The organism is Ancylobacter sp. TS-1, from assembly GCF_009223885.1.
In the GTDB taxonomy this organism is placed as follows: domain Bacteria; phylum Pseudomonadota; class Alphaproteobacteria; order Rhizobiales; family Xanthobacteraceae; genus Ancylobacter.
The window spans coordinates 876892-894918 of sequence record NZ_CP045144.1 but is presented as its reverse complement, the minus strand read 5'-3'; the positions used below and the strand labels follow the sequence as shown (position 1 = coordinate 894918).

Sequence of the window (18027 nt, the reverse complement as noted above, 5' to 3'; positions counted from 1 at the left end):
CCCGAATGCCTGTCGCCATTCCGCAGGTCAATGGACCGATCGCCCTCAAGAATGTCGCCTCTTTCATGGCGCTGGCAACGCGGTTGATTGACCGCTCGCCGCACCTTCCCGGCATTGGCGTCTGCCACGGCCCCTCCGGCTATGGGAAGACCTATGCCTCCATCTTCGCGCAGAACAAGACGCGCGCCGTGCGCGTTGAGGTGGGCGAGAGTTGGACGCGGGCGACCTTCCTGCGGATGGTGCTGATCGAGCTCGGCGCCGAGCCGCGCGGCACCATCTCCACCATGGCGGAGCGCGCCAAGGCGCTGCTGGGCGATAATCCGCGCCGGCCGCTCATCGTCGATGAAGCCGACAAGATCGTCGACAAGGGCTACATCGAGCTCGTACGCGAACTTCAGGAGCATTCCGGCGCGCCGGTGCTGCTGATCGGCGAAGAGAAGCTGCCGGCCAAACTGGAGCGCATCGAGCGCGTGGCGAACCGCGTTCTCGACTGGATGCCGGCGCAGCCTTGCGACATCGAGGATGTGGAGTATCTGGCCCGAGCCTTCTGCGCCGGGCTGACCATCGCACCCGACCTGCTCGACGAAATCCGCCGGCAGAGTCAGGGCCGCGCCCGGCGCATCGTGGTCAACTTGGCGCAGGTGCAGGAGATCGCCCGCAATCGCGGCATCACCACCGTGGACCGCTCCGCATGGGGGCGCGCGGAATTCTATACCTCCAAGGCGCCGCGCGCTCGCCGTGACAGCGAATTGGCGGTGGCGTGATGGCGCGGCACTCCATTCTCGCCATGGCCGAGATGGCCATCCACGTGCCGCGCGGCTACGTCGCCTATTGGGCCATCATCCGCGATCTCGACGCCGCCGGCCCGTGGTGCGTGAGCGATGTCGACGGTCAGAGCAATGCCGGCCGACGCGAGGTCCTCGCTTATGTGGCCAGCCTCGTGCGGGCGGGCATCGCGCATGTGGTGGAGCATCGGCGCAAGTCCTCTGTCCCCGTGCCCTTCTATCGCCTGCTGGACCGCCGGACGGAGGCGCCCCGACTTCGGCGTGACGGCTCCGAATGCAAGCCCACTGCCAATGAGCAAATGTGGCGGGCCATGCGCTCGCTGGTGACGTTCGATGCCAAAGAAATCGCCTTCGCCGCGTCGACTGACGCGGTGCAGGTCAATGAGGTGGCAGCGAAAGACTACATCAAGCGCCTCGCCGGCGCCGGCTACCTCGTCGCCATACAGGAGGCGAAGCATGGCCGAACCGGCCGGCCGGCCATCTGGCGGCTGAAACCCGCCATGAACACGGGGCCGCTGCCGCCACAGATCATGCGCACGAAATTCGTGTGGGACGCCAACCGGCAGGCGGTCATGGGCCCGGCCGAGCCGGCGCAGGAGGTGGTGTGATGGCTCCCGCACCCGACTTCCCCGCCAAAGCCCGCACCGCCTGGGGCGCGCCGCCCGACTGGATCATCGCGCTGGCGGAAGCCTGCCAGCGCGAGACGCAGAGCGGCGTTGCCCGCCGCCTCGGCGTCTCCGGCTCGCAGATTTCCCATGTGCTGGCCAACAACTACGCCGGCCGGCTCGACCGCATCGAGCAGCTGGTGCGCGGCGCCTATCTCGGCGCCACCGTCAATTGCCCCGTCCTGGGTGAGATCAGCCGCGACCGTTGCCTTGACGAACAGGGGCGCCCCTTCGCCGCGACGAGCAGCCTGCGCGCTTCGCTCTACCGAGCCTGCCGCGCCGGCTGCCCGCATGCCACTCACTGCAAGGGAGCGGCGGCATGAGCGAGACCGCCCCCATCGTCGTCACGCTCGACCAGGTGCGTGAGACGGCGCGCCGGATCGTCAACCACCAGAGCTCTCGCGGCGCGATCGGCGTCTCGGTGCACCACGTGATGGCGATGGCGCAGGCGCTGTGCGCGCTCGACGACATCGCCCGTCTCGCTGCCGAGAGCGCCGCCACCCGCGCCGAGATGCACCGCGCCGGTGTCTCTGGCGACGCCGCCGGCGTGCACGCTGCCGATGACCGCCTCACCGAGATCGAGGCCGAGCTCCACGCCGAGCTGATGACGCTCGGTTTCATCCCCACCGAACAGGACCCCCTGCAATGACCACGCACAGTGAAACCGTGGCGGCCGAGCCGGCCGCTGCCCTTCCGCCCGGCGCCGTCGAGCTCAATGGCAACCATTACCTCAAGAACCACAAGGGCGAGTTCGTGCCCGTTGAGAACGTCAAGGCAGAGGACCTGATCGAAGACGAAACCGTCCGCAAGATCTTCGGCTACGCCGAGCCGCTGTCGGACGAGATTGCGCGGTTCAAGGCCCATACCTTCGACGACGTGCGCGCCTATCAGGCCATTCTCGCCCAGGAGTACGGTGCCCGCGCCGGCGGCGAGAAGGGCAACGTCACGCTCATGTCGTTCGACGGCCTGCGCAAGGTCCAGGTGGCAATCGCCGACCTGATCGAGTTCGGCGCCCAGCTCCAGACCGCGAAGGTTCTCGTCGACGAGTGCCTGCGGGAATGGTCGGCCGACAGCCGCTCCGAGATCCGCGCCATCATCACCCGTGCCTTCCAGGTCGATCAGGCCGGCAAGGTGAACCGGGCGGATCTGCTCTCCCTGCTGCGTCTCGATATCGAGGACGGCCGCTGGCAGGAGGCGATGCGCGCCATCCGCGCCAGCATGAAGCCGGTCGGCACCAAGGAATATGTCCGCTTCTACCGCCGCCCCTCTCGCGAGGCGGCGTGGGAGGCGGTCACCATCGACCTCGCGTCGGCGTGAGGTCGCGATGTCGGAGCCGCTTCCCTCCCATGGACGGGTCTTCGTGCTCGCCGCCTCCGGCGTGTGGGCCGCCGCCCTGATCGCTCCGAAGGTGCGCCACGGCCGCGGTGTCGGAACGAAAGTGCGCATCAAGGGCGCGCGCCGGCCGATCACGGTCGACAGCCGGCTTGTCTTCACCGCCCGCGCGCCTGCCACGGCGCTCCGCATCAAGGCGCGGGTGCTCGCCCGCACGGCGTCCTGGTGCCACCGGACCATCCCTCAAATCGCCGTCCATCTTCTCACCGGAGGTCGCGCTCCATGATCGCAGAAGTCACCGCAGGTACCGTTCTGAAACGGGAAGAGAAGGTCACTCCGGCACAGTGCGCAGCTCTCAAGCTCCTCGTCGCTGAAGGCCCGGCGCGCCGCGTTCGCCGCGGCTGGTGCTGGAATTCCTTCGACGGCCCGTTCGTCACGACGTCGACTATGGAGGCGCTCGAAAAGCGCGGGTTGGTGCTCAAGCGTCAGGTCGGAACCTGCGCCGTCGTCACAGTCGCCGGCCGCGCGCTGCACGATGAGCTGGTGGAGGCGCGGGCATGAGCAAGCGCGTCTCCGACAACGAGCTGCTGACGCTCGTCCACTTCGTCAAGGTCCAGGTCGCTGCCCTTCCTGACATCCCGAAAGCCAACGCGGCGGTCGCGTCCGTCTTCTTTCAGGCGGTCGATGCGCATCATGCCGCCGCTCGCGCACTCGTACAGGACTTGGTGAGAGATCATGGCGCCCGCCTGACCAATCCGCTTGGCGGGTTTCGGCTGTCCATGGCCGGCGTCAGCGCCACCAGCACCAGCGGCGAAAGCGCCCTGCTTACCAATTGGATCAACGCTGCTTATCGCGAACTGGACCGGAGGCGCGCGGCATGAGGCGCGATCTCTCCAAGCTCCGGCAGCGCCTCGCTGCTCTCCGCAACATGACGACCGCGAACGGCTGCACTGAGGCTGAGGCGCTCGCGGCAGCCGAGAAGGCCGCCGAGCTGCTCGCCTCCACCGGCATGACCGACATCGAGCTCGACGCCAGCCTGATGGAGGGGCTCCCTGTCGACATCGGCGCGCGCCGCCGCCCGATCGACAGCGTCTGGATCACCGTGGCCGTCTTCGCCGAGTGCCACGGCTATCTTGAGCGGGTCGGCAACCGCTGGCGCTGGGTCTATTTCGGCGACCCCGCCAACATCCTCGTCGCCGAATATGTGCACGAGGTCGTTCGCCGCGCCGCCCGCACGGCCGCGCGGGAGTTTCGGGCCGGCGAGGTGTATCGCCGGCGCCGGACGGCGCGGACGAAAGCCCAAGTGCTCAAGGCGCTGGAGGAAGGCTTCGCCCTCGGCATCGCCCCTAAGATCATGGCCGGCCTCTGGAGGAGGAAGGGCGTATCGGGTCAACCGGCGGCAGAACGTCAGGCTCTCGTCCAGTCGATCCGGGCGCCGATCAAGAGCGAGTTGGCGCGGCGCGGCATGTCCTTCAGCCCGACGCGAGCGCTCGCGCCGGCGGCCGGCAAGTTCCGCGATGCCGCCCATTGGGACGGCTACGCCGCCGGCCGGTCGGTCGACATCGAGGCGCCGCTCGCCGGGCCGGCCGTTGCCGGGCTTCTGACCTCGGGAGAGCGGTCATGAAGAAAGCCGCCCGCCGCCAGATCGCCGAGACCATCCGCACCGTCGCCTCGTCCGTTGAGATCATGGCCGGCATGCCGACTGGTGAGCGAGAAGACGCCCTCCAACGGCTCAAGGTCATTGAGGCCGACGCACAGCGCCTCCAGCGCCTCGCTGCCATGCTGCTCTCCGGTCGCGTCGGAGCGCCGTCATGACCGCGCGCGTCGGACAGATCACGCACCGCATGGTCAAGCACCTGCGCCAGCAGGCGAAGGACACCAATGCCATAGCGAGCGCCCTCTACGAGGACGGCTATTTCGCTGCTTCGCATGAGGCGACGCAGGCCGCGCTCTACCTCGCCAGCGCCGCCCAGGCGCTGGAAGCCAAGCTCGGGAGCGCGGGATGACCGGGTTCCTCCCCTTCGGTGCGCGCGCGATCATGGCGAGCCGGCAGGAGCCGCCGGACAGCCTCAATTTCTTTCCGACACCGCCGTGGGCAACCCGCGCTTTCGTGGAGCACGTCGCGTTGCCGGTGCTCGGCGTCCGGCGCCATGAAACTGTCTGGGAGCCTGCCTGCGGCGAAGGTCACATGGCCGAGCCGCTGGCCGAAACTTTCCGTTTTGTCGCCGCTAGCGATATCCATCCCTACGGCTACGGCAAGGTCGCGGACTTTCTCGGGCCGACCGACGACGTGTGGCCCCATTGGGTGTTCACGAACCCTCCGTTCCCCACTGGTGTCGATTTTGCGCGTCGGGCGATCCTTGTTGCCGAGCGCGGCGCCGCGCTGCTCGTGCGAACTCAATGGCTTCATACCGATGAACGGTACGAGCTCTTCACCGAGCACCCGCCCTTCCTGATCGCCTACTACACCGAGCGGGTGCCGATGCACCGCGGGCGGTGGGAGCCTGAAGGCTCGACCGCCACCGATTATTGCTGGGTCTGCTGGGTGCATGGCGCCGAGCCGCGCCCGCCGATGTGGATCCCGCCCGGCCAGCGCCAGCGCCTCACCCGCCCCGACGACGCCCGCCGCTTCGGCCGACCGGCGCCGGCGCCGCTGTTCGGCGAGGGGGGCTGATCCATGCACCGCAGCGCCACCGCCCTCACGCCTCCGCCCCCGCTCGTCGCCATCGCCGAGCGCCGGCGTATCGGCGAGATGTTGCGCGAGCGGGCACTGTTGCAAGCGGACCTGCTGCGCCTGGTGCTGCGCCGCTGCCGGCGCGTCGAGACCCAGCGCCGCATCGACCAGCTCACCCGCGAGATCCTGATGGCCGAGATCGCTCTCGGCGGAAAGCACACGTCATGAGCACCGCGCCCGCATCCCGCCAGCAGATCGGCGCCATCCATGCCGCCAAGAGCCGCGCCGGGCTCGACGACGACACCTATCGCGATGTGCTACGCCGTGAGACCGGACAGGCGTCGTCGAGGTCGCTCAGCGCCGGCGAGGCCGGCCGCGTTCTCGACTATCTGCGCGCGTTGCCGGGCCGGCCGGACGCACCGTTGAAGACGGCTTCAAAGGGACGGAAAGGCGCCATCCGCATCGATGGCGCCTATGCCGGCAAGCTCAGGGCGCTCTGGATCACCGGCTACAATCTAGCCATCGTCACCGACCGCACCGACCGTGCGCTGCTCGCCTTCTGCGAGCGCCAGACCGGCATCGCGCATCCCAACTGGTGGCGTGACGACGTGCCGGCACGGCGCGCCATCGAGGGCCTCAAGGCATGGCTCGGCCGCGAGGCCGGCATCGACTGGTCGGGAGCACGCGGCACGCGGGGCATGCAGGAACTTGCCTATCACGCCCTGCGCCGCCGTCTGGAGGAGGCTGGTGTCCGCAGCTTCATGCCGGCCGACACATCACGCTTCGAATCCGCGCAGTTCATCGAGTGGATGCGGATCAGCGGCGAGAAGCTGCGCAAGGCGATGGGGGAGCGGGCATGAAAGAGCTCACCCTCGACGACCTGTCGCGCGAAGAACTCCTTACGTTTCTCAAACGCTCCGTGCTGCCGCGGTGGCTCATCGGCAGGCTCGTGCAGCAGGCCGATCTGCTGTCGATTCGCCACGAGACCTTGCAGACGATCGCGAACGCCGCTGCGGAGCGTCGGCGGACTGCCTGGGCCGCACGGGAAGCGGCATGGGACGATCAGCACCGGGCGAAGTATGGCACCCGTCAGAAGGTTGCGGCCGACCTCGCTTTCATAAAGGCCGAGAGTGCTTACAAACGGGCGGCAAAGATCGAGGAGCGAGCAAGCGCCGACGTCGAGGCCTGCTGGGCCGCGCTTGAAGCGGAATGGGAGCGCGGCCGATGAAGCGCGCCCGCAATCTCCCGGCCGACACCGTCGCAGCCGTGCTTGCCGCCGATGCGACCCTCGCCGCCGCCGATGCCGCCTGGATCGGGCGCGGCTATGTCCGCACCTCCTGCCGGCTGTGGCGCTGCCGGGATGGATCGCTAACCGCGCGCCTGGTCTGGCGGCACCGCGACCATGTCGTCGCCACCATCACCTATGTCGCGCGGGGGCTGGTGCTCCCATGAACCGCTCGGACGTCTTCGCCGAGATCGTTGGCGTCATCGGGCTTCCCGCCGCCGTGAAGCTGGCCGACGCGCGCGGCGGGACCAAGATCACCATCCCCTCCCGCGTCTCGGCCTCGCACTGGCTCGTCGAGATCATCGGCCGGGAGGCCGCAGACCAGCTGTGCGCCCATTACCGCACCCTTGCGCCCGAGGGCTGGGAGCGTGGTACGGTGCTCGACATGCCGCGCGGCCCGACCGGCACGCTGCACCAGGCGCTCGGCCGCGCCCGTCGCCAAATGGCCGAGGCGCTGGAGGCGGGACAGACAGCGGCCGATGCCGCCCGTGTCTCTGGCATGACGCGCCGCACCGCGTTTCGGATGCGCCGGCGCGAGCGGGACCGGCGCCAGCTCAAGCTGTTCTGAGTGGTCAGGGGTGACAGCTGTCACCCCCCTTCCGGGATGACGACCGGCCACGGTGAGCTCCGCACCCTCTCGGAGCCAAATCACGATGATCCCCACGGTCCTCATTGTCGCGGCCAGCATCGCGGTCGCTGCTTTTGTCACCCTTGTCGTAGGCGGAGTGCTCCGCGGCGACCAGGCGCAGCGTGTGCTTGTCGACGCCGCGTGTCGCAGCGCCGTGCTTTTCGGCTGCTTCGTCAGCGGCTACGTGCTCGGCACTGTCGGTATCTGGTCGGTCGACAAGGTGCTGATGGGCGCGTCGGCCCTCGGCGTCATGCATCTCGCGGCCGCCACGGCGATCGGGCTGGCCGTGGTCGGTGTCTACCTGTCCATGGGGCGCACCCGCTGGCGCTCGGCGCTGTGCGGCGCCGGCACCGTCGCCTGCTTCCTGACCGTGCTGGCCCTCGTTCATGGCGCGGGGGTCTGACGCCATGGCCACGCCCGTCTCCATCCTCCGCCAGCTCGCGCCGAACGCGGCGCCGGCGCTCGTTGCCGCCTTCGGCCGCTCCAGCGACCTCAACGCGGCCGGCATCAACACGCCGCTGCGGCTGGCGCATTTCATGGCGCAGATTGCCCATGAGACGCAGAATTTCACCCGGCTGCGTGAGAGCGGGCGGTATTCGGCCAAGCGCATCGTCGAGGTGTTCGGCGTCGGCCGCCATTCCGCCGCCGTCACGCCGGCGGAGGCCGCGAAGCTCGCCGGCAATGAGCGCGACCTGTTCGACCGGGTCTACGGCATCGGCAACCCGCGCAAGGCCCGGGAACTCGGCAACCTCTATGCCGGTGACGGCTATCTCTACCGGGGCGGCGGCGCGATGCATTCCACCGGACGCACCGCCTATGCCCGTCTCGGCCTCGCCGACAATCCCGACCTGATCGAGAGAGCCGATTATTGTCTGCGCGGTGCACTCGATCACTGGACGCGCACCGGCTGCAACGCGCTGGCCGACATCAACGACATCCGCACCATCACCAAGAAGGTGAACGGCGGCTACAACGGCTATGCCGAGCGTGTCGCCTGGTTCAACAAGATCTGGCCGCTGCTCCGCGATGGAGACAAGGTGCCGGAATCGTGGCGGGCGGCGCAGCCCTCCGAGGCGACCCGGCTGCTTCAGACGCAGCTGCGTCAGCTCGGTTATGAGATCAAGGCCGATGGCCTCTATGGGCCGGCGACGGCTGACGCGGTTGCGGCCTTCCAGAAGGCCAACGGCCTGAAGGCGGACGGCATCGCCGGCAAGCTGACCCTCGAAGCCCTGACCGCGCGCATCGAGGGCACGGCACCGGCGACCGGCACGGCCGTCGTCGCCGATCCGCCGCCCGTCGCGCCGCCTGTCGCTGCCGGCGTCAGCACCATCGGGCTTGCCGAGGCGGGACAGCAGATCGCGGATAAGGCCGACGTGCTCCAGGGCTACGCTGGCCTGTCGTCGTGGATCGGCTACGGCGCCGGCGCGTTGGCGGCGATCGGCGTCACCATCATCGTGGTCGGCATCGTGCGCAGCTACGTCATCCCGGCGGTCTGGCCGGCCCGCGCGCCGGTGCCGGCATGATCGACCTGTTCCTCGTTTACGGCATCGGCTGGCGGTGGTGGGCGGGGCTAGGCCTCGTGCCAATCGTGGTCGGCGTCATCCTGCTGGTGCGCGTCGTCGGCCTGACGCGCGCGCTCCAGATCGGCGCCGGCCTGCTCGCCGCCCTCGGCGCCGCCGTCATGCTGCGGCGCGCGCGCCAGCAGGGCTGGCAGGAGCGCGAGGACAAGCTCAACCGCGATACCGCCGAGGCGGTCGACGACTACAGGAAGAAACGCGATGAAGTGGCCGACCTGCCTGGTACTGAGCTTGACCGCCGCGCTCAGCGCTGGGTGCGCGACGACGAAGCCCGCTGATCCCTCGTCCTGGTGCAAGACCAACGAGCCCTGGATCGTCAGCAATACCGAGTTCGCGGCCATGTCGCCGGCGAACAAGGTCAAGCTCGTCACCCACAATGAGTACGGCGAAAAGCACTGCGGCTGGAAGCCGGTCGGGGGCGCGTGATGGAGGAGCTGCGCAACTGGGCGCCCATCATCATCGCCGTGGGGTCGCTTTTCTCGACGTGGCTGATCGCCGGACGGACGGCGAAACGCTCGGAGATCGCCGCCGACCGTGAGGCGCAGGCGAAGCAGCATGCCGAGCTCAAGGGAGAGATGCGCGTCCTGAAGGACGATGTGGACGGGCTGGAGGAGCGCACCGCGAAAGCCGAAATGGCCATCGCTCATCTTCCTGACAAGGACACCTCGCACCGGCTGGAAATGGCTATCTCACGCCTTGAGGGCCGGATGGAGGTGATGGACGAGCGGCTCAAGCCCGTGGCGGCCATGGCTGCCCGCGCGCAGGAGCGGATGTTCCAGGAGGCGGTATCGTGAGCGAGGTTGCCGATCGTCGCGCGAAGCGTGAAGCCTGGTTGCGGGAGCAGGCCCGGCTCATCATCCTGAAGGAGCTTGCCCAGGACGTCAGCGGCTCTTCCACATCCGACTGGCTGGAGAAGGTATTGCGCGACGAGTTCGGCATCCCGCGCGACCGCCCGTGGGTGCATGCCCAGCTCGACTATCTCGCCGAGATGGGGGCGGTGAGCGTGCGCGAGGCCGGCTCGGTAAAAATCGCCGTCCTGCTGCGGATGGGCAAGCGCCACGTCGACCGTGAAATCGTCATCGAGGGCGTGCAGCGTCCGTCCCTTCCCGAGGTCTAGCCATGGTGAAGGGGCGCGGCCGGCTGTCCTTCTGGGACACCTTGCCCGAATGGGCAGACCCGGTGCGGGTGTGGGCATTCGACCAGCTGAAGGAGAGCAAGCTCACCCAGCTGGAAATCCTCGACGAGACGAATGCGCGCCTTCGGGCTGCGGCGATGGCAGAGGGTGTCTTCGCCGATATTCCCCAGGCGTCCCGCTCGTCGCTCAATCGTGTCGCCATGAAGCTCGCGGCCCTCGGCCGCCGCTTGCAGGAGACACGCGAGATCGCAGCCGTGCTCGCGCCCAAGATCGACGCAGCCGCCGACGACAGCCTTACGCTCCTCGTCTCCGAGACCATCAAGACGCTGATCTCGGAGATGCTCACCAATGCCGGCGAGCTCAAGGCCGATGGAGAGACGGCCGAGATGCTGATGTTCACCTCGCGCGCCCTGAAGCACGCCGAGGAAGCGAAGAAGATCAGCACCGACCAGCGCAAGAAGATCACGGCCGAGGTGCAGGCCACCGCCGAGAAGGCGGTGGAGACCGTGGCGAAAGCCCAGGGCGGCTCGGCCGAGCAGATCGCCGCGCTGAAAGCGGCAATCGGTGCGCAGATCCGGGACCGAGGCTGATGTTCGTCGACGAGAACGGCGCCTCAGGCCGCGGCATCTCCGAGCAGCGTTGGGCCGAGCTACGCGCCAACGCCGACCCGCACGAGGCCGACGACGTCCTGCTGCGGTACCAGTCGCGACTGTTGCAGACCACGGCCACGCATGAGGTCGTCATCTGCGAAAAGTCCCGCCGCACCGGCCTGACCTGGGCGGCCGCAGCCGACGCCGTGCTCACGGCTTCAGCATCGCGCGCCGCCGGCGGCATGGACGTCCTTTACATGGGCTACAACCTCGACATGGCGCGTGAGTTCATCGACACCTGCGCGATGTGGGCAGAGAGCTTCGGCGAGGCGTTGGCCGAGGTTGGTGTCCAGCCCTTCCTGTTCGACGATGACGGCACGCCCATTCAGGCGTTCCGTGTCGCCTTCGGCTCCGGCCTTGAGGTTGTCGCCCTGTCGTCCAAGCCCCGCTCGCTGCGTGGCCGGCAGGGATATCTCATCCTCGACGAGGCGGCCTTCCATGACAGCCTCCAGGAGGTCGTGGACGCGGCCGTCCCCTTCCTCATGTGGGGCGGCAAAATCCTCATCATCTCGACCCATTTCGGCGAGGCCAATACCTTCAATCGAATGATCGAGGACGCGAAGGCGGGGCGCAAACCTTACAAGGTGCTCACCATCTCGCTCGACGACGCCCTGATGGACGGCCTGTATCGCCGCATCTGCGCAAAGGGTGGCGACGAATGGACCGCCGCCGGCGAGGCGCGCTGGCGGCAGAAGCTGATCGCGAACGCCGGCGACGCGGCCGACGAGGAATTCTTCTGCATACCGTCGCAGGGCGGCGGCGCCGTGCTCAACGGCGCGCTGATCGAAGCGCGCATGGAGCGCGACGTCCCCATTCTCCGCCTGGAAAAGGATTCCGCCTTCCTGCTGCTGGCCGAGGAGGTGCGTCGCGCCGAAATCGACCATTGGTGCGAGACGCATCTTCGGCCGCTCCTTGAGGAGATGGACCCGCATCTGCCGACAGCCTTCGGCGGGGACTTCGGGCGCGTCTCTGATCTCACCGTGTACTGGCCGCTCCAGACCCTGCGCAACATGAAGCGCCGCACGCCCTTCGTCGTCGAGCTGCGGAACATCCCGTTCGAACAGCAGTGGCAGATCGGCATGTACATCTGCGACCGGCTGCCCCGGTTCGGCGCGGCGAAGCTCGACGCCATCGGCATAGGTGCCCAGCTCTCCGAGAATTTCGCAGTCCGCTACGGCGTGCTGCGGGCCGAACGGGTCAAGCTCTCGGCCACCTGGTACGTCGAAAACGTCCCGGCCCTGCGCGCGGCCTTCGAGGACGATGCCATCGCCGTTCCGATGGATCTCGACACCAAGAAGGATCTGCAGCTGCCGATCATGCGCGCCGGCGTGCCGACCATTCCGCCGATCCGCACGACGGGCGCAGACGGCAAGAAGCGGCACGGCGACAGCTTCGTCGCGCTGCTGTTGGCCCACGCTGCTAGCCGGGCAGAGGCCACCACCTACGATTACACCCCCGTCTCCGCCCTCGATGGCGGGTCGGACAGCATCTTTGCCGAGGACAGCGGAGGCCGCGCGCTATGGTAGGTCTTGTCCACCCCTACACCGGCCAGCCGATCTCCTCGAAACAGCTCTCCGAGGAAGTGGCGGTGCCCACGATCATGGGCGTGCGCGCCACGCACATGGACGGCGTGGCCTCCGGCCTGACACCGGAGCGGCTGGCGCACATCCTGAAACAGGCCAGCTTCGGCAATGCGCGCGACTATCTCACCCTCGCGGAGGAGATGGAGGAGCGCTACCTGCACTATGCCAGCCAGGTGCAGACCCGCCGCCTCGCCATCGAGGGCGTGGCGCCGGCGGTGGAATCGCCGAAGGGAACGCCCAAGCGCATCGTCGACGCCGTGCACGAGCTGCTCGACGATCCGAACCTCCTCGATGCCATAGGCGCTCTGACGGACGGTATCGCGAAGGGTTATTCCGTGGTCGAGCCGGTGTGGGAATATGAGCGCAAGCGGCTGCGGCCTGTGGCCTTCAAATGGCGGGACCCGCGCTATTTCCAGTTCGACCGGCTGTCGCTCACCGAGCTGCGCCTCGCCGTCGACGGCAACCTCGACGGCGTGCCGATCGACAAGCCGACCTTCATTGTGCACATGCCCCGGTCCAAGACCGGCATTCCCCTGCGCCGCGGCTTCGCGCGGGCGGCCACATGGGCCTTCATCCTGCAATCCTTCGCCCTGAAGGATTGGGCGGCCTTCGCCGAGATCTACGGCATCCCCCTGCGGGTCGGTCGGTACCATGCCGGCGCCTCGGCGACCGACAAGAAGGCGTTGCTGCGCGCGGTGGCCTCCATCGCCAACGACGCCGCGGCGATCATCCCGGCCGGCATGGAAATCGAGTTCATCGAGGCGCAGGGCTCGAAGGGCGAAGCCGTGTTCGGCGGGCTGCTCGACTATCTCGACAAGCAGGTTTCAAAATTGGTTGTGGGCCAGACCATGACGGCCGACGACGGCTCCTCGCAGGCGCAGGCCAAGATCCACGATAAGGTGCGCCTGGACATCACCCAGGCCGATTGCCGCCAGCTCGCCTCGACGCTCAACCGTGACCTGATCCCCTGGTACATCTCGCTGAACTACGGGGCACAGGACGTGTACCCGAAGGTGACGCTTCCGGTCGCCGAGCCGGAGGACGTCAAGGAGCTGACGGAAGCCGTCGCGCGGCTGGTGCCGCTCGGGCTGAAAGTCGGCCAGCGCACCATGCGCGAGCGCATCGGCATCTCCGAACCCGAGGCCGACGAGGAACTGCTGGCGCCGCTGGCGGCCGCCTCGGCGCCGCCCGACCCGCAGGCGGGAAAGGTCGATGAGGAAGGGCAACCACCGGCGGCGCAAAAGCCGGGCAAGCCGGCCGAGCTCGCCGTGCATCATGGCGGGTGCCGCTGTTCCTCCTGCCGCCCGCCGCAAACCGCGTCCCTCGCGGCCGACCCCGGCGAGCTCGACACCGAGGACGAGCTCGATGACTTCGTGGCCGAGGCGCTGGCCGACTGGCAGGAGGATGCCGATCCGCTGCTCGCGCCTCTGCGGCAGGCGGTAGAGAAGGCGAGCAGCTTTGCCGAGCTGGAGGCCATGCTGCCGCAGATCGCCGGCGCCATCGATGCCGGCAAGCTCGCGATGAAACTGGCCATTGCCATGGCCAAGGCGCGCGGGCTCGGCGATGTCCGCGACTGAGGCGCTGTCGCGGCTCGATTTCCTCGCCGGGCTCATCTCGCTCGCCGCCGGCGGCCGCGTCGAGCGCGGCTTTCCCACGCCGCCCGAGGTGCTGGACTATTTCCGTGAGCGGGATCTGGCGCCCCACTTCTCGTGGCTCGACGTGTGGGGGGAGGAGCATGCCCACGCCTTCACGGTCGCCGGCGTGCTGGAGGAGCGCATCCTTGCCGAATTCCGGGCCGCCATCGACCAGGCGCTGGCGAATGGTACCGGCTTCGACACGTTCCGGGAGGAGTTGCAGCGCCGGCTGACGCCACTCGGCTGGTGGGGGCCGCGCCGCGTCCTCGATCCGGATGGCGCGAAGGTGAAGACGGTGGACTTCACCCAGCCGAAGCGGCTGCGCACCACCTTCTGGTCGAATGTGCGCGCCGCGCGCGCCGCCGGCCAGTGGGACCGCATCCAGCGGACCAAGCGGGCGCTGCCCTACATCCTCTATGTCCGCACGACGGCCGGCGACCCTCGCCCCGAGCATCTACGCTACGCCGGCATTATCCTGCCGGTCGACCATCCGTTCTGGCGGGTCCATTTTCCGCCCAACGGATGGGGCTGCAAATGCGCGGTGCGGCAGATCTCGACCGCCCAGGCGGAACGGCTGCTCGGCCGCACGCCCGGCGAGGACGGCGACGTCATCTATCGCGACACGCCGCCCGAGGAGCGCGTCAGGGTTTTCATCAACAAGCGCACTGGCGTTCGCTCCCGTGTGCCCGAGGGAATCGACCCCGGCTGGCACACCAATCCCGGCATCGGCCGCTCGCGCACGCTCGGGCGCATCCTTCAGGAGCAGCTCGACGACACGCCGGCCGAGCTCGCGGCGATCCGCGTTCAGAAGATCATCGCCGGCGACGGCTTTCTTTCTCATGTCGTTCAGGCGAAGGCGCGGGGCGCGCGACGTAAGGCGGTAGAGACGGCGCTTAGGGCCGCCAGTCGACCGCCCGAGCTGATCGACAGCATCGAGCCATGGGCTTTTGCAACCCAACCGATCGCCATACTCAATCCGGGCCTGGTGCGGGATATTGGTGCCGCGCGGCACACCGTCGTCATCGACGATCGCGCCATCGCCCACAATATGACCCACCACCTGCCCGCCGCGATGTGGCGGATCGTACAGATTGCGCTGGACGGGAACGACATCTGGCGCCGCCCTGAGGATGGGGCAACCATCGCGTTGGCCATCGTCGACGGGAGGCTGTGGTTCACGGTCCTGCGCCCCGGCCCCGGCGGTGTGCTGGAGGTGAGCACGATGTTCCAGGCACGCGGAGGGCGAGACGGGAGCTATGCGCGAAAGCAGTTGGCGCGATGCCAGCGTTTGAGGTGAGAGGCGCGGGGGGAGGCCGTCACATCCTCCTCGCCAAGGCGTACCCAGGCCGGACGTCGATTTCCCCGCATCGTGAATCTAAGCCGACGCGACTTGGTGTTCAATAGCCCTGCGTAGACCGGAGAGGTGATCGCCATAAATCGCCCATGGCGGCGATTGCGCTACCCTTGCAATCGCCTACCGCCCGAGACAGGACGGTTCCCGCCCACGGCTTTCAAAACACCTTCAAAAACGGCCCTGATCGGATAGGGTCGTGCGCATAGGCGCAGCGCGAGCGATCCGGGGCGCAAACGCGGCACGACAGGGGTGACAGCTGTCACCCCTTTTGCGTTTCGGGGCGGGCCTAGCGTGCCCTCCATGTCGCACCGCCCCACGCCCTCCTCCCAGCCCTTCGCCACCGGCGTCATCGCCGGCGAGTTCGCCGCGCTCGATGCTGGTGGCGTCCCTCCCGCCTGGATCAAGGTCACGCCCACGGGCCGCGTCACCACGCGCGACGGGCGTTCCTACGCCTTCGACCCGGCCGCGCTCGCCGTCCGCTTCGCCGCAGAGGGCATCTCGGTGCCGGTGGATCTCGACCACAGCGTCCAGCGCAAGGCCATGTTCGGCGAGGCCGGCACCGTGGTCGGCTGGGTGGCCGAGCTTCAGGCGCGGCCGGACGGGCTGTTCGCGCGCGTCGACTGGCTCGACGCCGGCAAGGCAACTCTCGCCGCCCGCACGCATCGCTACGTCAGCCCGACCTTCAGCCACGACGACGCGGGCAACGCGACGTGGCTGCATTCGGTCGCGCTCGTGCCCGCTCCCGCCCTTGCCATGCCCGCCGTCGCTTCGGCCGGCGGTTCACCCCAAGAGGATCAGCCCATGCTGAAGAAAATCGCGGTGGCGCTCGGCCTCACCGAGACCGCCGATGAAGCCGCCTGCCTGTCCGCCCTCACGACGCTGCGGGCCGAGACGGTCGCCAAGGCAGTGCACGATCAGGCCATTGCCAATCTTTCCGCCGCAACTGCGGCGCGGGATGCGGCGGAGGCCAAGCTCGCCACCCTCGCGGCCGATGCCCGCAAGGCGGAAGTGGATGCGCTGCTCGAAGGCGCGCTCACCGAAAAGAAGATCGTGCCCGCCCAGCGCGAGCAGTACGCCGCGCTCTGCGCCACGGCCGAGGGGCTCAACCAGGTGAAGGCGCTGCTCGCTGTCACGCCGAAGGGCCTCCAGGCCAGCGCCCTCGACAATCAGAACCTGCCGGCCGGCGACGAGGACCTGACCGATCCCGCCAAGCTCTCCGGCCTCGCCGCGCAGTTCGTTCGGAGGCAGGCCGAGGCCGGCATCACGATCTCGCACGCCGACGCCGTCGTCGCGGTGCGCGACGGCAAGCACAAGGAGACGAAGAAGTGAGCCGCCCCTTCATCAAGTCCTACGTCGCCACCGCCGACATCGCCCCCTATCTCATCGCCAAGGCGGCGGTTCCCGCCACCGGCACCACCGTGAGCACCGCCGCGGCCGCCACGGATTCGCTGCTCGGCGTCACCGACAGTCTCGGCGGCGTGGCCGGCAAGGCCGTCGACATCACCCTGCAGGGTCCGGCCGAGGTGCGCCTGGGCGGCAATGTCGGCTTCAACGACCCGCTGACGGCCGACGCGAACGGCAAGGCCATCGTGGCGGTCGCCGGGGCCGGCGCCAACAAGCGGATCATCGGCTACGCGCTCGCGCCCGGTGCCCTCGACGACATCATCCCGATCCGCGTCGCCCCCGGCTATCTCGCCAATCCCGCGGCCTGACGGCGCCTGACCCCATCCGCCGCGACGCCGGCGAACATCACCGAGGAACACCATGGCCAAGCGCCCCTTCGTCGTCGATCCGGCCCTTACCGCCATCGCGATCGGCTACACCAATCCCGCCGATACCCTGATCGCCGACGAGGTGCTGCCCCGCGCCGATGTCGGCCAGGAGGAGTTCGCCTGGACGGAGTACCCGCTCGCGGACGGCTTCTCCTTCCCCGAGACGCTGGTCGGCCGGCGTGGCAAGGTCAACGAGCTCGAAGTCTCCGGCCTCGAACGGACCGCGTCCGTCGAGGACCACGGCCTGGACGCGCCCGTCGTCAACTCGGACATCGAGGCGGCGCGTCGGGCGCGTGAAGCCGGGCGCTCCCTCTACGATCCGGAGGCCCGCGCCGCCGCCTCGCTGACGGGAGCGGTGCAGCTCGCCCGCGAGGTGCGGGTTTCCAGCCTGGTCTTCAATTCGGCGACCTATGCCGCCACCCGCCGCACGGTGCTCGCCGGCACGTCGCAGTTCTCCGACTTCGCGAACTCCGATCCGATCGCCGTCATCGAGGCGGCCCTGGAAGGCACTCTGGTCTTCCGGCCGAACACGCTCGTGATGGGCAAGGCGGTCTGGTCGGTGCTGCGGCGCCATCCCGTGCTGGTCAACGCCATCCGCGGCAACCTGACCGACAAGGGCCTTATCACCCGCGCCGAGTTCGCCGAGCTTTTCGAGATCAGGAAGCTGCTCATCGGCGAGAGCTACGTCAACACGGCGAAGAAGGGTCAGGACGCCGTGCTCGCCCGGTGCTGGGGCAAGCACATCGCGGCGCTCTACATCAATCCGGCGGCGACCACGCAGGAGGGCGTCACCTTCGGCCTGACCGCCCAGCTCGGCACCAAGATCGCCGGCCGCATCGAGGATCCCGATATCGGCCTCGAAGGCGGCTACCGCATCCGCTCCGGCGAGCGGATCAAGGAACTCGTCGTGGCCAAGGATGTCGGCTACTTCGTGCAGAACGCGGTGGCCTGAA

30 protein-coding genes are annotated in these 18027 nt (G+C 68.4%); all 30 read left to right on the top strand.

Features of this window, described 5'->3' with window-relative positions; translation table 11 throughout:
- Window positions 1–5: 5 nt before the first annotated feature.
- Window positions 6–764: an AAA family ATPase gene (locus tag GBB76_RS04400; RefSeq protein WP_152302164.1), complete on the top strand. Its 759-nt coding sequence runs from the start codon at window positions 6–8 to the stop codon at window positions 762–764.
- A gap of 32 nt (window positions 765–796) precedes the next feature.
- On the top strand, window positions 797–1393 hold the full coding sequence (locus GBB76_RS04395) for a hypothetical protein (RefSeq protein ID WP_152302163.1): 597 nt from the start codon (window positions 797–799) through the stop codon (window positions 1391–1393).
- Entirely contained in the window at window positions 1393–1773 is a 381-nt protein-coding gene (locus tag GBB76_RS04390; protein WP_152302162.1) for a helix-turn-helix transcriptional regulator, read from the top strand. Before GBB76_RS04395 ends, GBB76_RS04390 begins: the two co-directional genes overlap by 1 nt.
- Window positions 1770–2099 (top strand): hypothetical protein, encoded by a 330-nt coding sequence (locus GBB76_RS04385; RefSeq protein ID WP_152302161.1) that lies wholly within the window; start codon window positions 1770–1772, stop codon window positions 2097–2099. The genes GBB76_RS04390 and GBB76_RS04385 overlap by 4 nt, the downstream gene beginning before the upstream one ends.
- Window positions 2096–2767: a DUF3164 family protein gene (locus tag GBB76_RS04380; protein ID WP_152302160.1), complete on the top strand. Its 672-nt coding sequence runs from the start codon at window positions 2096–2098 to the stop codon at window positions 2765–2767. Before GBB76_RS04385 ends, GBB76_RS04380 begins: the two co-directional genes overlap by 4 nt.
- A gap of 7 nt (window positions 2768–2774) precedes the next feature.
- On the top strand, window positions 2775–3068 hold the full coding sequence (locus GBB76_RS04375) for a hypothetical protein (protein ID WP_152302159.1): 294 nt from the start codon (window positions 2775–2777) through the stop codon (window positions 3066–3068).
- Complete coding sequence (locus GBB76_RS04370) at window positions 3065–3343, top strand: hypothetical protein (RefSeq protein ID WP_152302158.1); 279 nt, start codon at window positions 3065–3067, stop codon at window positions 3341–3343. The genes GBB76_RS04375 and GBB76_RS04370 overlap by 4 nt, the downstream gene beginning before the upstream one ends.
- Window positions 3340–3663 (top strand): hypothetical protein, encoded by a 324-nt coding sequence (locus GBB76_RS04365; protein ID WP_152302157.1) that lies wholly within the window; start codon window positions 3340–3342, stop codon window positions 3661–3663. Before GBB76_RS04370 ends, GBB76_RS04365 begins: the two co-directional genes overlap by 4 nt.
- Window positions 3660–4406, top strand: coding sequence for a hypothetical protein (locus tag GBB76_RS04360; protein ID WP_152302156.1), 747 nt, complete (start codon window positions 3660–3662; stop codon window positions 4404–4406). The genes GBB76_RS04365 and GBB76_RS04360 overlap by 4 nt, the downstream gene beginning before the upstream one ends.
- Complete coding sequence (locus GBB76_RS04355; protein WP_152302155.1) at window positions 4403–4597, top strand: hypothetical protein; 195 nt, start codon at window positions 4403–4405, stop codon at window positions 4595–4597. The genes GBB76_RS04360 and GBB76_RS04355 overlap by 4 nt, the downstream gene beginning before the upstream one ends.
- A complete protein-coding gene (locus GBB76_RS04350; RefSeq protein WP_152302154.1) occupies window positions 4594–4788 on the top strand; it encodes a hypothetical protein in 195 nt (64 codons plus the stop codon). The genes GBB76_RS04355 and GBB76_RS04350 overlap by 4 nt, the downstream gene beginning before the upstream one ends.
- Window positions 4785–5456: an SAM-dependent DNA methyltransferase gene (locus GBB76_RS04345; RefSeq protein WP_152302153.1), complete on the top strand. Its 672-nt coding sequence runs from the start codon at window positions 4785–4787 to the stop codon at window positions 5454–5456. The genes GBB76_RS04350 and GBB76_RS04345 overlap by 4 nt, the downstream gene beginning before the upstream one ends.
- A gap of 3 nt (window positions 5457–5459) precedes the next feature.
- The gene (locus tag GBB76_RS04340) at window positions 5460–5684 is read left to right on the top strand and encodes a hypothetical protein (RefSeq protein ID WP_152302152.1); all 225 of its coding nucleotides are present in this window, start codon (window positions 5460–5462) and stop codon (window positions 5682–5684) included.
- The gene (locus tag GBB76_RS04335; protein ID WP_152302151.1) at window positions 5681–6316 is read left to right on the top strand and encodes a regulatory protein GemA; all 636 of its coding nucleotides are present in this window, start codon (window positions 5681–5683) and stop codon (window positions 6314–6316) included. Before GBB76_RS04340 ends, GBB76_RS04335 begins: the two co-directional genes overlap by 4 nt.
- Entirely contained in the window at window positions 6313–6684 is a 372-nt protein-coding gene (locus GBB76_RS04330; RefSeq protein ID WP_152302150.1) for a hypothetical protein, read from the top strand. Before GBB76_RS04335 ends, GBB76_RS04330 begins: the two co-directional genes overlap by 4 nt.
- Window positions 6681–6908 (top strand): hypothetical protein, encoded by a 228-nt coding sequence (locus GBB76_RS04325; RefSeq protein ID WP_152302149.1) that lies wholly within the window; start codon window positions 6681–6683, stop codon window positions 6906–6908. The genes GBB76_RS04330 and GBB76_RS04325 overlap by 4 nt, the downstream gene beginning before the upstream one ends.
- Window positions 6905–7309, top strand: a complete 405-nt coding sequence (locus tag GBB76_RS04320) for a hypothetical protein (protein ID WP_152302148.1) — start codon at window positions 6905–6907, stop codon at window positions 7307–7309. The genes GBB76_RS04325 and GBB76_RS04320 overlap by 4 nt, the downstream gene beginning before the upstream one ends.
- Window positions 7310–7394: 85 nt before the next feature.
- Window positions 7395–7772, top strand: coding sequence for a hypothetical protein (locus tag GBB76_RS04315; RefSeq protein ID WP_152302147.1), 378 nt, complete (start codon window positions 7395–7397; stop codon window positions 7770–7772).
- A 4-nt stretch (window positions 7773–7776) separates the two neighbouring features.
- Window positions 7777–8892 carry a peptidoglycan-binding protein gene (locus GBB76_RS04310; protein WP_152302146.1) on the top strand — a complete coding sequence of 372 codons (1116 nt, stop codon included), beginning with the start codon at window positions 7777–7779 and terminating at the stop codon, window positions 8890–8892.
- A complete protein-coding gene (locus GBB76_RS04305) occupies window positions 8889–9224 on the top strand; it encodes a hypothetical protein (protein ID WP_152302145.1) in 336 nt (111 codons plus the stop codon). The genes GBB76_RS04310 and GBB76_RS04305 overlap by 4 nt, the downstream gene beginning before the upstream one ends.
- A complete protein-coding gene (locus GBB76_RS04300; RefSeq protein WP_152302144.1) occupies window positions 9178–9372 on the top strand; it encodes a hypothetical protein in 195 nt (64 codons plus the stop codon). Before GBB76_RS04305 ends, GBB76_RS04300 begins: the two co-directional genes overlap by 47 nt.
- Window positions 9372–9740, top strand: a complete 369-nt coding sequence (locus GBB76_RS04295; RefSeq protein WP_152302143.1) for a DUF2730 family protein — start codon at window positions 9372–9374, stop codon at window positions 9738–9740. The genes GBB76_RS04300 and GBB76_RS04295 overlap by 1 nt, the downstream gene beginning before the upstream one ends.
- The gene (locus tag GBB76_RS04290; protein ID WP_246669037.1) at window positions 9737–10063 is read left to right on the top strand and encodes a hypothetical protein; all 327 of its coding nucleotides are present in this window, start codon (window positions 9737–9739) and stop codon (window positions 10061–10063) included. Before GBB76_RS04295 ends, GBB76_RS04290 begins: the two co-directional genes overlap by 4 nt.
- 2 nt (window positions 10064–10065) lie before the next feature.
- A complete protein-coding gene (locus GBB76_RS04285; protein ID WP_152302142.1) occupies window positions 10066–10671 on the top strand; it encodes a phage protein Gp27 family protein in 606 nt (201 codons plus the stop codon).
- Entirely contained in the window at window positions 10671–12257 is a 1587-nt protein-coding gene (locus GBB76_RS04280; RefSeq protein ID WP_152302141.1) for a terminase large subunit domain-containing protein, read from the top strand. The genes GBB76_RS04285 and GBB76_RS04280 overlap by 1 nt, the downstream gene beginning before the upstream one ends.
- The gene (locus GBB76_RS04275; RefSeq protein ID WP_152302140.1) at window positions 12251–13891 is read left to right on the top strand and encodes a DUF935 domain-containing protein; all 1641 of its coding nucleotides are present in this window, start codon (window positions 12251–12253) and stop codon (window positions 13889–13891) included. Before GBB76_RS04280 ends, GBB76_RS04275 begins: the two co-directional genes overlap by 7 nt.
- Window positions 13878–15245 (top strand): phage minor head protein, encoded by a 1368-nt coding sequence (locus GBB76_RS04270; protein ID WP_152302139.1) that lies wholly within the window; start codon window positions 13878–13880, stop codon window positions 15243–15245. The genes GBB76_RS04275 and GBB76_RS04270 overlap by 14 nt, the downstream gene beginning before the upstream one ends.
- A gap of 357 nt (window positions 15246–15602) precedes the next feature.
- The gene (locus tag GBB76_RS04265; protein ID WP_152302138.1) at window positions 15603–16631 is read left to right on the top strand and encodes a phage protease; all 1029 of its coding nucleotides are present in this window, start codon (window positions 15603–15605) and stop codon (window positions 16629–16631) included.
- On the top strand, window positions 16628–17014 hold the full coding sequence (locus GBB76_RS04260) for a hypothetical protein (protein WP_152302137.1): 387 nt from the start codon (window positions 16628–16630) through the stop codon (window positions 17012–17014). The genes GBB76_RS04265 and GBB76_RS04260 overlap by 4 nt, the downstream gene beginning before the upstream one ends.
- Before the next feature lie 52 nt (window positions 17015–17066).
- The gene (locus GBB76_RS04255; RefSeq protein WP_152302136.1) at window positions 17067–18026 is read left to right on the top strand and encodes a capsid protein; all 960 of its coding nucleotides are present in this window, start codon (window positions 17067–17069) and stop codon (window positions 18024–18026) included.
- Window position 18027: the final 1 nt, after the last annotated feature.